Origin of the sequence: Rathayibacter sp. AY1A5, assembly GCF_002930875.1 — a bacterium.
GTDB lineage: Bacteria > Actinomycetota > Actinomycetes > Actinomycetales > Microbacteriaceae > Rathayibacter.
The window spans coordinates 1-12,618 of sequence record NZ_PSTM01000039.1; the positions used below are offsets into that span (position 1 = coordinate 1).

Sequence of the window (12,618 nt, forward strand, 5' to 3'; positions counted from 1 at the left end):
CCGCGGATCCTGCCGAAAGGCCCGCCGTGCCCGCACGCCCCCTCGCCGCGATCGGCGTCTCCGCTCTCCTGCTGGCCGGCCTCGCCATCGCCGCACTCGTCGTCGGCATCGTCGCGTTCCTCGTCGGCCTCGTGCCGGTCTTCGGAGCACTCGTCGGGATCGCCGCCGTCGTCCTGGGCATCCTCGCCCTCCGCCGCGGTCAGTCGAAGGCGATGTCGATCACCGGCGTCGTCCTCGGCGGTCTGGCCGTCCTCGCCTCGCTCCTGACGACGATCGGCTTCGGAGCCGCCGTGAACTCCGCCTCGAGCGACCGCCCGGCGGCCGTGATCGTCGAGTCGTCCGAGCCCACGACCGCTCCCGTCGTGCCGGCCACGGAGGAGGCGGAGGTCGTCGAGACGGCGGAGCCCGCACCCGTCGAGACGGCGGAGCCCGCACCCGTCGAGACGGTCGCCCCTGCCCCGGCGCCTGTCGAGACGGCGGCTGCTGCGCAGGTCTCGCCCGAGTTCGCCTCGGCACTCATCAAGGCGCAGAGCTACTCCGAGATGCTCCACATGAGCAAGGCGGGCCTGTACGGCCAGCTCACCTCCGAGTACGGGGAGCAGTTCTCGCCCGAGGCCGCGCAGTACGCGGTGGACACCGTCTCCGCCGACTGGAACGCCAACGCGCTGGCGAAGGCCAAGGACTACCAGGCCCAGATGGCGATGGCGTCGGAGGCCATCCGCGACCAGCTGACCAGCGAGTACGGGGAGCAGTTCACGAGCGACGAGGCCGACTACGCCATCGCGCACCTGAACGACTAGTCCCACTCGGACCGTCGCGGCACTGCGCGGCCACTGAGCAGGTCCTCCCGGAGCGCGCCGCCGTCCGTCGCCCACGACCCGGGCGACGGAGGGCGGCGGACCACCGGAGCCGGTTCAGGCCAGGACGGCGAGGGTGACGGGGAGCGCCTCGCTCCACCTGCCGGTCAGCCGCTCCTCGCCCTCGAGGAACGGCGGCGCGAGGACCCGCGCGAGGACGAGAGTCAGACCGTCGGCCGAGGTCGTGGTGGTCCGTGCGTCGCTGCGGACGAGCACCGTCGACGGCGGCCCGGACGCTCCGGCGCCTGATCCGCTGCCCTGCACCGTCGCGGTCGGCGGGCGGACGATGCGCTGCCCGTCCTCCTCGAAATGCTGCTCGACCTCCCGGGCGCCGGTGCGGATCGCCGTGGCGAAGGCGGCGATCGCGACGGGGTCGCCGGCACCGTCGTAGACCCAGCGACGACCGAGGACGGTGTGCTCGACTGTCGCGAGGAGATGCGCGTCACCGCCGGCGAGAGGCGAGCCGCGGTAGGTCAGCGGCACCTGGAGCGGCGGCTGCCCGGTCGACTGGACGATCAGCGTCTCCACTCCCACCTCGCCATCGGGGTCGTCGAACCGGTAGGCGCCGAGCAGCGTGAATCCGCCGCCCTCGCACCAGGGCTGCGTCGGCGCCCATGCCTCCATGATCTCGAGCTTCCCGGGGGTGATCGTCGCACGGTGCAGAAGGGCCATGCACCGAGAGTAGAGCCGGCCGATCCGTCCGGAGGAGTGCCCGTCAGAGAGCGGCGCCCGCCGTCGCCGACTCGGGCAGGCTGCTCATGGGGAGGGTGTACTCGCCCTTCAGCGCCGAGATCCAGACCGTGGTCGGGGCGACGGCGGCGAAGTTCGAGTTGAGCAGCGCCATCAGCGTGGTGTGCAGGGAGTGCGCGTCGATCGAGCCCGCGTCGTTCGCGATCGCGATCGCGCCCGTCGCGTCCGAGAGGACCTCGGCGCGGAGCCCGTGCGTCTCGGCCTCGGCGGCCGAGGCGAGGATGCAGTTGTTGGTCATGTAGCCGACGAGGGTGATCGTGTCGACGTCGTGCTCGCGGAGCCAGTCGAGCAGGTCGGTCCCCGCGAAGACCGTGCCGAACTGCTTCGTGACGTTCTTCCACGAGTCCGAGCGGCGCTTCTCGATCTCCGGGTGCAGGGCGAAGGACGGACCCGACGGGTCGAAGATCAGCGCTCCCTCGCCCGCGCTGTGCTGGACGACGGCGATCGGGAGGCCCGCCGCGGCGGCGGAGTCGAGGGCGGCGGCGATCCTCGGCAGCGACTGCGCGTGCGGCGGGTACTGGATCTCGAGCGGACCGCTGAAGTACTCCTGCTGCACGTCGACGAGGATCAGTGCGCGGCGCGGTGTGGTCATGAGGGGCTCCCATCGGTGGCGGACGTCCCCGATCCTCCCGCCCGGGGCTGGGAGCGGCGGTCAGCCACGCGGCCCGCGACCCGGTCGTGGGCGCAGGCCCACACCTCCTCGTGCTCGAGCGGAGTGAGGACGCCGGCGTCGAGCAGCCGGTCGGCCCGCCGCAGCACGGCCGCGATCGCCGCCTGCTCGGCGACGGCGGGGGAGTCGACGTCCGCGATCACGAGCCGGCGGGCGCAGGCCCGGCGGAGGCGGCGGGTCGAGCGGGCCGAGAGGAGCAGGAGCGACGCGGTCGGCAGGGCGAGCGCGGCCAGCAGGACGAGCGGCAGCCGATCGAGCGCGAGCGTCCCGACGGCGCCGGCGGCCGTCACGGCCACGACCAGCTGCGGACCGGCCGCGTGCAGGCGGAGGCGCCTCCGCTCCTCGACGGAGGTGCCGGGTGCGAAGACCACGAGCTCGCTCCGGACGACGCCGTACCGGCTCGCGCCGACGGTGTGGCGGCCCCAGCGGGGACCGGCGTCGAGGAGGCGGACGAGCAGGTGCACGAGCGCCATCGTCGGCCCGCGACGGCGGGTGGAAGGGGATCCTGACGGAACGCGGACGCGTAGCGGGCCGATCCGCACGGTCCGCTCGCGCGACGCTCACGACCCCCTCACGACCCGGGATCGCGCGCCGACGTCCCTCCCCAGCCGATTACCCGTGAGGAAAGCGTGAGGATCCGCTCATTCCGGGCGGGCGCGCTCCTCACGGCGAGTAGAAACATCCAGTGACCTCTTCCGTCGTCCGTGGCGACCCCGACGCCCTCGAACCCTCCCCTCTCTCCTCCGCGCGCGCGGGCGGGGTGAAGGCGTGGCTCCTCGAGGGCCTCCGCGACGACTCCGGAGCGCACCCCGGCCCCCACGCGGCCACCGGCAGGACGCACTCGTGGTGGCGCGTCATGTGCCTCACGGGCGTCGACTACTTCTCCACCCTCGGCTACCAGCCGGCGATCGCGGCGCTCGCCGCGGGCCTGGTCTCTCCGCTCGCGACGATCGTCCTGGTGGTGCTGACGCTCCTCGGCGCGCTCCCCGTCTACCGCCGCGTGGCCCGCGAGAGCTTCCGCGGCGAGGGGTCGATCGCGATGCTCGAGCGCCTGCTGCCCTGGTGGGGCGGCAAGCTCTTCGTGCTCGTGCTGCTGGGGTTCGCGGCCACCGACTTCATGATCACGATCACCCTCTCGGCGGCCGACGCGACGGCGCACGCGGTCGAGAACCCGTTCGCTCCCGCCTGGTTCCACGGGGCGGAGGTGCCGCTCACGCTGGGGCTGATCGCCCTGCTGGGGATCGTGTTCCTGCGCGGGTTCCGCGAGGCCATCTCGATCGCGGTCGTGCTCGTGGCCGTGTTCCTCCTGCTCAACGCGATCGTGATCGCCGTGGCGATCGGGCACGTGGCCGAGAACCCCGTCGTCATCGGCGACTGGTGGTCGGCGCTCACGACCCAGCACGGGAATCCGCTGGTCATGGTCGGCATCGCGCTCATCGTGTTCCCCAAGCTCGCGCTCGGGCTCTCCGGCTTCGAGACCGGGGTCGCGGTCATGCCGCAGATCCGCGGCGACGCGGGCGACACCGAGGACGCCCCGGTCGGCCGCATCCGCGGGGCGAAGCGGCTGCTCATCACCGCCGCCGTCACGATGTCGGCGTTCCTCATCACCTCGAGCTTCGTCACCACGCTGCTCATCCCGCAGGCGCAGTTCCAGCCGGGCGGCGAGGCCAACGGCCGCGCGCTGGCCTACCTCGCGCACGAGTACCTCGGCGAGGGCTTCGGCACGGTCTACGACATCGCGACGATCTGCATCCTCTGGTTCGCGGGCGCCTCCGCGCTGGCCGGCCTGCTCAACATCGTCCCGCGCTACCTGCCCCGCTACGGCATGGCGCCGCAGTGGGCCGGCGCCGTCCGTCCGCTCGTGCTGGTCTTCACCGTCGTCGCCTTCGTCATCACGATCCTCTTCCGCGCCGACGTCGACGCGCAGGGCGGCGCCTACGCGACCGGCGTGCTGGTGCTGATCACCTCCGCGTCCGTCGCCGTGTTCCTCTCGGCGAAGCGCAGGAAGCAGCGCAAGCGCGCCGTGGGCTTCGCGGTCATCGCGCTGGTCTTCGTCTACACGACGGTCGTGAACGTGGTCGAGAGGCCCGACGGCGTGAGGATCGCGGCGGTCTTCATCGTCGGCATCCTCGCGGTCTCGCTCGTCTCGCGCGTGCACCGCTCGTTCCAGCTGCGCGCCACCTCCGTGGTGTTCGACGCCGCCGCGATCGACTTCCTCACCACGGACGCCGACGACTACGGCGTGATCCGCATCCTCGCGAACGAGCCCGACGACGGCTCCGAGGCGGAGTACCGGGACAAGCTGGCGGAGGAGCAGCGCGACAGCAACCTGCCGATGCGCGGCCCGGTGCTCTTCCTCGAGGTGCACACCACCGACTCCTCCGACTTCGAGGAGGACCTGGTCGTGCAGGGCCGCGTCTGCCACGGCTTCCGCGTGCTCACGGTGACCAGCGGCAACATCCCGAACACCATCGCCACGGTGCTGCTCGAGATCCGCGACCTCACCGGCGTGATCCCGGACGTCTACTTCGAGTGGACCGAGGGCGGCCCCATCTCGAACATGTTCCGCTTCCTCATCACCGGCACCGGCGAGGTCGCCCCCGTCACCCGCGAGGTCCTCCGCCGCGCGGAGTCCCGCCGCGACCGCCGGCCGGGCGTGCACGTGGGCTGACGCCTGCTGCGCGGCGGGGGCGCGGCGGCGCCGAGGTGCCGCTCCTGCTGCGGGATGCCGCCGAGACGCCGCTCCGTCATCGAGACGCCGCGGCAGGAGCGGTGCGTCGGCGGAGGAGGCGGTGTCCCGGCGCGCGGCGGCCCCGTAGCGTGGGCGCGGGCGCCCGTCGGGGCGCCGACACCGACGAACGGACGACGATGACCCTCGAGGACCAGCGCGCGCACATCCTGACCGGCGCCGTGTACGACGACATGACCCCCGAGCTCGTCGCCGCGCGTGAGCGGGCGGTCCTCGCCTCGAACGCGTACAACGCGAGCTTCGGGCGTCCCCCGGTCGAGCGGGAGGCTCTGCTCCGCGAGCTCGTCGCCTCGGTGGGCGCGGACGCGCACCTCGAGCCGACGTTCCGGTGCGAGTTCGGGTTCAACATCACGATCGGCGACCGCTTCTACGCGAACTTCGACTGCATCCTGCTCGACGGCGCCCCCATCACGATCGGCGACGACGTGCTGTTCGGCCCGCGCGTCTCGATCTACACGTCGAACCACGCCCTCGACCCGGCGGAGCGCGCCGCCGGCGCGTGCACCGCGAAGCCGGTCGTCGTCGGCGACGGCGTCTGGATCGGCGGCGGCGTCACGATCAACCAGGGTGTCACCATCGGCGACGGGGCCGTGATCGGCTCGGGCAGCGTCGTCACCCGCGACGTCCCTCCGCTCACCGTCGCCGCCGGCGTCCCCGCCCGCGTCCTCCGCTCGATCACCCCCGACGACCGGACCGGCTACCGCCCGGCCCACTGACGCCGACTCACGTCGGCTCCGGAAGGCCGGTTGCGAGACGCCGGCCCCGAGACGTCGGCTCCGAGACGCCGCTCCCGGGCGGCGCTCGGCCGGCGGGCGGCGATCCGCCCTCAGGACTTCACGGTCGACAGGGGCTCGGTGATGCTCTCGAGGCTGCGGCGCTCGGCGTCGACGCCGAAGATCAGGGCGATCACGCCGCCGAGGATCATCACGGCGGCGCCGACGAAGTACCCGATCGTCAGCGGTCCTCGGTCGCTGCCGTCGCCGATCAGGGCGCCGTAGAGGGCGGGGGCGACCGCTCCGGCGATCTGGCCGAGGGTGAAGAAGTACGAGATCGCCTGGCTGCGCAGCTCGAGCGGGAAGATCTCGCTCACGGTGAGGTAGGCGCTCGAGGCTCCGGCGGAGGCGAAGAAGAACGACACGCACCAGAGGATCGTCTGCGTCGTCGCGGTCAGGACGTCCATGCTGAAGAGGACCGCCGAGACGGCCAGGACCGCTCCCGAGACGCCGTAGGTGAGGAAGATCATCTTCCGCCGGCCCCACACGTCGAACAGGTGGCCGAGCACCAGCGGCCCGACGAGGTTGCCGATCGCGAACGGGAAGAAGAAGTACGAGATCGCGCTCTGCTCGACTCCGTAGAAGTTCTCGAGCACCAGCGCGTAGGTGAAGAAGATCGCGTTGTAGAGGAACGACTGGGTGATCATCATCGTCGCGCCCACCAGCGTCCGCTTCGGGTACTGCCGCAGCAGCACCCGGGCGATGGTGCGGAACGGGATGCTCTCCGTCGCCTTCACGGTGATCGCCTTCGCATCGTCGACAGGCTCGAGCACGCCGCCCTCCGCCTCCACTCGGCGCTCGATCTCGTCGACGGTGCGCTCCGCCTCCTCCTCGCGGCCGTGCGTCATCAGCCAGCGGGGGCTCTCGGGGATGTGGCGGCGGAGGTAGATGATCGCCAGTCCGAGGATCGGGCCGAGGAAGAAGCCGAGGCGCCAGCCGACGTTCTCGGCGAAGAGCGCGTCGTTCAGGAAGAACAGGTTGGCCGCGGAACCCAGAGCCGCGCCGCCCCAGTACGTGCCGTTGATCGCGATGTCGACGCGGCCGCGGTACTTGGAGGGGATGAGCTCGTCGATCGCGGAGTTGATCGCCGCGTACTCGCCGCCGATCCCCATGCCCGCGAAGAAGCGGAACACGGCGAGGAAGACGTAGTTCGGCGCGAGTCCCGCCAGGCCGCTGGCGACCAGGTAGATGACGAGCGTCAGGATGAACAGCTTGCGCCGCCCGAGCTTGTCGCTCAGTCGCCCGAAGATCAGGGCGCCCGCGATCTGCCCGCACAGGTAGATCGTGCCGAGCAGGCCGACCTCGAAGGCCGAGAGCCCGAACTCCTTCGCGAAGCCGGCGGAGGCGACGATCTGGATCTCGAGTCCGTCCAGCACCCACGAGAAGCCGAGGCCGACGACGATCGACCAGTGGAAGCGGGTCCAGGGGAGCCTGTCGATGCGGGCGGGCACGAGGCTCCGGACCGGGCCGCGCGGACTGGTGGATGTCGACATGGCGAGCGCCTTCCTGTCGCCCCGGCGTCGTTGCGGAGGAACGCTGTCCCGAGCGCGGCGAGACGACACTAGACCCGCGGGCCGCTCCATATCGCCGGGCTATTCACCCCTTGTCACGGACCGCCGAGCGGGTGTATTCCGGGCATCGGTGCCCACCCGGAGGCGGAGCGAGGCGCGGTGGACGCGAGCCCGGATCCGTCCCGCGGGGCCTGACACCGCCCGCCTCCTCGGCCTAGCGTGGAGGCATGATCGACGCGACGCCCGCGGGCACCCCCACCTACGTCCTCAGCGAGGGGCCCGTCTGGGATCCGGACACCGCCCGCCTCACCTGGGTCGACATCGAGGCCGGCGCGGTCCTGTCCGCCCCCGTCACCGCGGAGGGGATCGGAGCGATCTCGCGCACCGACGTCGGCGAGCAGGTCGGCGCCGCGCTGCCCCTGGGCGACGGGCGGACGCTCGTCGCGCTGACCCGACGGCTCGCGATCCTGGAGGTCGACGGCTCCCTCACGCGCGGCTCCGAGCTGCTGCAGGAGGGGCACCGCTTCAACGACGGCACGATCGACCCGCAGGGGCGCCTCCTGGTCGGCTCGCTGACCCTCGGCGAGTCGGCGGGCGACGACGTCCTGCTGCGCATCGAGCACGACGGATCCGTCACCGTGCTCGACGACGACCTGCGGCTCTCGAACGGACTCGGCTTCTCGCCGGACGGCTCTGTGCTGTACTCGGCCGACACCGAGTCGGGCGTGATCCACCGCCGCTCCTACGCGGACGCCGAGCACGGCCCGCGCGAGCCCTTCGTCGAGCTCGAGGAGGGCGTGTTCGCCGACGGACTGACCGTGGACGCCGTGGGCCGCGTGTGGGTCGCGGTCTGGGGCGGGAGCGGCGTCCGCGTGTTCGGGGCCGACGGCAGCCCGGTCGAGGGCGAGGGCATCAGGATCGACGCCCCGCACTCCTCCAGCATCGCCTTCGCGGGCGAGGACCTGGACATCGCGGTCGTCACCTCCGCATCACGCGACCTCTCGGCGGACGAGCGGGCGCGTCATCCGCACGCCGGTGGACTGTGGATCGCGCAGCCCGGAGCCCGCGGCCGCGCCGCCACGCGCTGGGTGGAGGGCCCTCTGCCCTAGGCGCGGCCGGTCGCCCGTCAGACGGCGGGGGCCGTCGACGGGCTCGGCTCCGACGCGGGCTGCGGCACGAGGGTCAGCCGCGAGATGCGGTAGCGGTCCGTCTCGGCCACGCGGAGCAGGTGGTCGCCGACGAGCACGGAGTCGCCCACGACGGCCACACGGCCGATCCGGTCGAGGACGAATCCGCCGACCGTCTCGTACGGACCCTCGGGCAGCTCGATGCCCAGCTGCTCCGCCAGGTCCTCGAGGATCATCCCGCCGTCGACGTCGTGCAGCTGCTCGGCCGCCTTCGCGTCGACCGCCTGGCGGGCGCCGTCGTACTCGTCGTAGATCTCGCCGACGAGCTCCTCGAGCAGGTCCTCCAGCGTGATGATGCCGTCGGTTCCCCCGTACTCGTCGATGACGACGGCGATCTGGTGGCCGTCCTGGCGCATGGTGCGCAGGGCCGCGAGCACCTTCGTCGTGCCGGGGACCGCGAGGATCGGGCGGGTGATGTCGGCGACGCTGCTCGCGGTGCCGGCGCGGCCCGCCTCCGGGAACGCGGACATCAGGTCGCGCACGTGGACGAAGCCGAGGACGTCGTCGAAGTCGTCGCCGACCACCGGGTAGCGCGAGTGCGGCTGGTCGAGGACCGCCGCGTAGCCCTCGGCCACGCTGAGCGCGCCGCGGAGGAAGTCGACGTCCGGGCGCGGGCGCATCACCTCGGCGACGCGGCGGTCGTCCGCGCGGAAGATGTCGGTGAGCAGCCGGCGGCTGTCCTCGTGGATCTCGGTGTTGCTGGAGATCATGTCGCGCACCTCGTCGGCCGAGACGCTCTCGCCCTTCTCGCGCGGGTCGGCGCCGAGGAGGCGGACGACGGCGTCGGTCGAGACGGACAGCAGCCAGATCACGGGGCGCATCAGGCGCGCGAGGGCGTTGAGCGGGGGCGCGAGGGCCTTGGTGAACGCGACGGACTTCTGCATCGCCAGGCGCTTGGGGACCAGCTCGCCCAGCACCAGGGAGAGGTACGCGATGACGAGGGTCATCAGGATCAGGGCGACGGTCGAGGCGGCGGAGGCCGAGAGGCCGAGTGACTGCAGCGGCGGCACGAGGTCGGGCGCGATGGTCGAGGCGCCGTACGCCGAGGAGAAGAAGCCGGCGAGCGTGACGCCGATCTGGACCGCGGAGAGGAACGTGTTGGGGTTGCGGACGAGCTCGGCGATGCGCCGGCCGCGCTCGCTGCCGGCCTCGATCGCGCGGACCTGGCTCTCGCGGAGGCTGACGATGGCCATCTCGGTGCCCGCGAAGACGCCTCCGAGGAGGACGAACAGCACGACGAGGCCGATGTTGAGGAGGGTGTCGAGATCCACGCCGACCAGAGTAGGGATGCCGGCCGTGAGAACGCCTCGTGGACTCTCAGGGAGCGGGGTCGGGCGGGACGACGCCCCGCCCGCCCCTCGCTCAGGACGCGTCGGCCGGGCGCACGCCGATCGTGAGGATGAGGTTCGCGTAGATGCGGCGGTCGCCCGAGGCGATGGTGAGCGCGACGTCAGGGGTGCGCGCCTCGGCGTAGAAGGCGTGCCGCTCGAGCGAGGTGAAGGGGACGCCGTCGAGGGACCGGCGGAAGGCGTCCTGCGCGGGGACGTCGATCCCGGGCGCGGGCGTCATGACCGTCGCCTCCTCGACGACGATCGCCGAGAGCAGGGCGTCGAGGATCTCGTCGACGGTCAGCATGTCGGGCCGGAGGTTCAGGTGCACCAGCGCGGAGTTCGGTCCGAGCGTGGTGCCGACGGGGTAGTTGCCGTCGGCGATGAGGACGCGGGAGCCGTGGCCCGCGCGGGCGAGCGCGTGCAGGATCTCGGGGTGGAGGAGGGTCGTGGTCAGCAAGAGGAGCTCCTAGAGGTCGTGGAGGTGGGCGACGGACGAGCCGGCGAGCAGGCGGCCGGGGAGCCTCCGCTCCTGGGGACCGGGCTGCTCCGCCCCGGAGTCGAGGCGGAGGCGGACGAGGGCGGCGGCCTCGGCGGCGATCGCCTCCGTCGGCTGGGCGATCGTGGTCAGGTGCGGGCGGACCACGCGGGCCAGCTCGACGTTGTCGAAGCCGACGACGGAGAGGTCCGTCGGCACGCGCAGTCCGGAGTCGCCGAGGGCGATCAGGGCGCCGACCGTCAGCTCGCGGTTGCTCGCGAACAGGGCGGTCGGCCGGGGGCTCAGGGCGAGGATCCGCTCGACGGCGGCGACTCCGCTCTCGACCGTCAGCGGGCCGCGCACCACGGCGTCGGCGGCGGGGTGGACGCCGCGCTCGGCCAGGGCGGCGAGGAAGCCGGCGGTCCGCTCCCGGGTGGAGGACACTCCGTCCTCCCCGCCGAGCACCGCGATCGAGCGGTGGCCGTGGTCGAGGAGGTGGCGGGCGGCGGAGGCGCCCGCGCCCGCGTTGTCGAGCGCGACGCGATCGGTGACCAGTGCGTCGTCGATCCAGTCGACGGCCACCACGGGGGTGCCCTGCTCGGAGGCGCGGCGCAGCGCGTCGACGTCGCCCGCGGACGGCACCGCCACGATCCCGTCGACCATCTTCTCGAGCAGCAGGTCGACCGCGGCTCCCGGCTCGGGGCGGCTCACGCCGACCAGCACGCCGATGCCCTCCTCGCGCAGGGCCCGCTCGAGGCCCGCGATGATCGAGAGGTGGAACTCGTTGTCGAGGGCGGGCAGCAGCACCCCGACCGTGCGGGAGCGCCGCGAGCGCAGGCCGCGCGCGAAGCCGTTGACGCGGAAGCCGACCTCGGCGGCCGCCGCCTCGATCGCCGCCCGGTTCTCGGGGCGCACGGGGAGCCCGTTGTAGTGCTTCGAGATGGTCGAGAGCGAGAGGCCGGTCAGCCGCTGCAGGTCCTTGTAGGTGGCCACGTCACAGGGTGGCGCGGGGCGAGCCGTAGCCGCTCCAGCCCGGGATCGTGCCGTCGGCGTCCCACAGGTCGAGCCAGCCGGAGCTGCCGGGCCAGAGGAAGACCTGGCCCTTGATCAGCCGGTTGTTGCGCTCGGCGCCGCGCAGCGCCTCCTGCTCCTCGGCCGTGAGCACCAGGGAGGCGGCGGCCAGGTTCGCCTCGATCTGCTCCGGCTTCACCGCGAACGGGATCGGGATCTGGCCGCGGTTCACCGCCCAGGCGAGGCACACGACGGCCGGATGCACGCCCCGCTCGTCGGCGATCGCCCGCACCGCGGGGTGCTCGATGTCGACGATGTCGCCCTCCACCCGGTCGCGCTCGGGCCGCGACGGCGAGCCCAGCGGCGAGTAGCCGATCGGCTGGATGCGGTGGTCGAGGCAGAAGCGGAACAGCTCCGGCTGCTGGAAGCAGGGGTGCAGCTCCATCTCGTTCAGCTGCGGGGCGATGCGGACGTCGGCGAGGATCCGCTCGAGCTTGGGGATCGTGACGTTGGAGGTGCCGAGGTGCCGGACGAGGCCCCGGTCGACCATGCTCTCGAGCGCGCGCCAGGTCTCGAGGAACGCCTCGTGGACGTACGGGCGGGCGTGCGGATCGCGCGCGTCGGTCTCGGCGTGCGGCGGGTGGTGGTTCGGGAAGGGCCAGTGCACGAAGACGGCGTCGAGCACGTCGAGGCCGAGGTCGGCGAGCGAGCGCTCGACGGAGGCGACGGCCGCCGCGGGCTCGTGCGCGTCGTTCCAGATCTTCGACATGACGAAGAGCTCGTCGCGGTCGACTCCGGAGTCGGCGATCGCCCGGCCGACGCGCGGCTCGTTGCCGTAGACGGTGGCGCAGTCGAGGAGGCGGAAGCCGGCGCGGAGGGAGTGCTCGACCGCGAGGCCGACGGTCTCGGCGTCGTAGCGGTCGGAGCCGAACGTGCCGGCGCCGATGGCGGGGATGCGGCTGCCGCTCGCGAGGACGCGGTGGCTCGGCGGAGTGGGGGCCATGCGGATCCTCCTGGTGCGGCGGCGGGGGCGAAACGTTGCGCTTCACGGTAGGCGGCGGAGGGTAGCGGCGTCAACGATGCTGTGGATTGGTGTGCGTAACGTTTCGTGCGGTGGGTGCTTTCGTCCTCCGTTCCTGCCCCGCCTCCCTCGAGAGTCCAGTAGTCGTCGCACTCGAGCGCGACTGCGACGACTCCTGGACTGTCGAGAAGAGCCCCGCCCCTCCGCTCAGACCAGCCGGCGCGACTCCTCCGTGACCACGCGGAACCAGCGCGCGCCGTAGCCGTCGAGGGGCACCGACACG

12 protein-coding genes are annotated in these 12,618 nt (G+C 72.5%); 4 read left to right on the plus strand and 8 right to left on the minus strand.

From position 1 onward, the window contains the following. Nucleotides 1-26 precede the first annotated feature (26 nt). Nucleotides 27-800, plus strand: coding sequence for an Ltp family lipoprotein (locus C5B98_RS16230; RefSeq protein WP_258063540.1), 774 nt, complete (start codon nucleotides 27-29; stop codon nucleotides 798-800). Between the two features lie 114 nt (nucleotides 801-914). Here C5B98_RS16230 and C5B98_RS16235 read toward each other — a convergent pair whose 3' ends face one another. Genes C5B98_RS16235 through C5B98_RS16245 form a run of 3 tightly spaced genes read right to left on the minus strand, consistent with a single transcriptional unit; the run spans nucleotide 915 to nucleotide 2,741 of the window. Then, nucleotides 915-1,529: a hypothetical protein gene (locus C5B98_RS16235; RefSeq protein WP_104225086.1), complete on the minus strand. Its 615-nt coding sequence runs from the start codon at nucleotides 1,527-1,529 to the stop codon at nucleotides 915-917. A 43-nt stretch (nucleotides 1,530-1,572) separates the two neighbouring features. After that, the gene (locus C5B98_RS16240) at nucleotides 1,573-2,199 is read right to left on the minus strand and encodes an isochorismatase family protein (RefSeq protein ID WP_104225085.1); all 627 of its coding nucleotides are present in this window, start codon (nucleotides 2,197-2,199) and stop codon (nucleotides 1,573-1,575) included. Next, a complete protein-coding gene (locus tag C5B98_RS16245; protein WP_146076989.1) occupies nucleotides 2,196-2,741 on the minus strand; it encodes a DUF6611 family protein in 546 nt (181 codons plus the stop codon). Before C5B98_RS16245 ends, C5B98_RS16240 begins: the two co-directional genes overlap by 4 nt. Nucleotides 2,742-2,962: 221 nt before the next feature. Between C5B98_RS16245 and C5B98_RS16250 the strand changes: the two genes are divergently transcribed. Continuing rightward, nucleotides 2,963-4,948 (plus strand): amino acid permease, encoded by a 1,986-nt coding sequence (locus C5B98_RS16250; protein WP_374953067.1) that lies wholly within the window; start codon nucleotides 2,963-2,965, stop codon nucleotides 4,946-4,948. Nucleotides 4,949-5,145: 197 nt separating this feature from the next. After that, nucleotides 5,146-5,742, plus strand: a complete 597-nt coding sequence (locus tag C5B98_RS17435; protein WP_104225087.1) for a sugar O-acetyltransferase — start codon at nucleotides 5,146-5,148, stop codon at nucleotides 5,740-5,742. A 110-nt stretch (nucleotides 5,743-5,852) separates the two neighbouring features. Here the strand turns inward: C5B98_RS17435 and C5B98_RS16260 are convergent, their stop codons facing one another. Continuing rightward, entirely contained in the window at nucleotides 5,853-7,292 is a 1,440-nt protein-coding gene (locus C5B98_RS16260; protein WP_104225083.1) for an MFS transporter, read from the minus strand. Between the two features lie 245 nt (nucleotides 7,293-7,537). Here C5B98_RS16260 and C5B98_RS16265 point away from each other — a divergent pair, with 245 nt between their 5' ends. Beyond that, nucleotides 7,538-8,419, plus strand: coding sequence for an SMP-30/gluconolactonase/LRE family protein (locus tag C5B98_RS16265; RefSeq protein WP_104225082.1), 882 nt, complete (start codon nucleotides 7,538-7,540; stop codon nucleotides 8,417-8,419). Nucleotides 8,420-8,436: 17 nt separating this feature from the next. On the opposite strand, the gene C5B98_RS16270 is transcribed toward C5B98_RS16265, so the two are convergent. The 4 genes from C5B98_RS16270 to C5B98_RS16285 all read right to left on the minus strand — a co-directional run bounded on the left by C5B98_RS16270 (nucleotide 8,437) and on the right by C5B98_RS16285 (nucleotide 12,317). After that, nucleotides 8,437-9,768, minus strand: coding sequence for a hemolysin family protein (locus C5B98_RS16270; RefSeq protein WP_104225081.1), 1,332 nt, complete (start codon nucleotides 9,766-9,768; stop codon nucleotides 8,437-8,439). Between the two features lie 91 nt (nucleotides 9,769-9,859). Continuing rightward, on the minus strand, nucleotides 9,860-10,285 hold the full coding sequence (locus C5B98_RS16275; RefSeq protein ID WP_104225080.1) for an RbsD/FucU family protein: 426 nt from the start codon (nucleotides 10,283-10,285) through the stop codon (nucleotides 9,860-9,862). 9 nt (nucleotides 10,286-10,294) lie between these two features. After that, the gene (locus tag C5B98_RS16280) at nucleotides 10,295-11,296 is read right to left on the minus strand and encodes a LacI family DNA-binding transcriptional regulator (RefSeq protein WP_104225079.1); all 1,002 of its coding nucleotides are present in this window, start codon (nucleotides 11,294-11,296) and stop codon (nucleotides 10,295-10,297) included. Nucleotide 11,297: 1 nt separating this feature from the next. After that, complete coding sequence (locus C5B98_RS16285) at nucleotides 11,298-12,317, minus strand: aldo/keto reductase (RefSeq protein ID WP_104225078.1); 1,020 nt, start codon at nucleotides 12,315-12,317, stop codon at nucleotides 11,298-11,300. Nucleotides 12,318-12,618 lie beyond the last annotated feature (301 nt).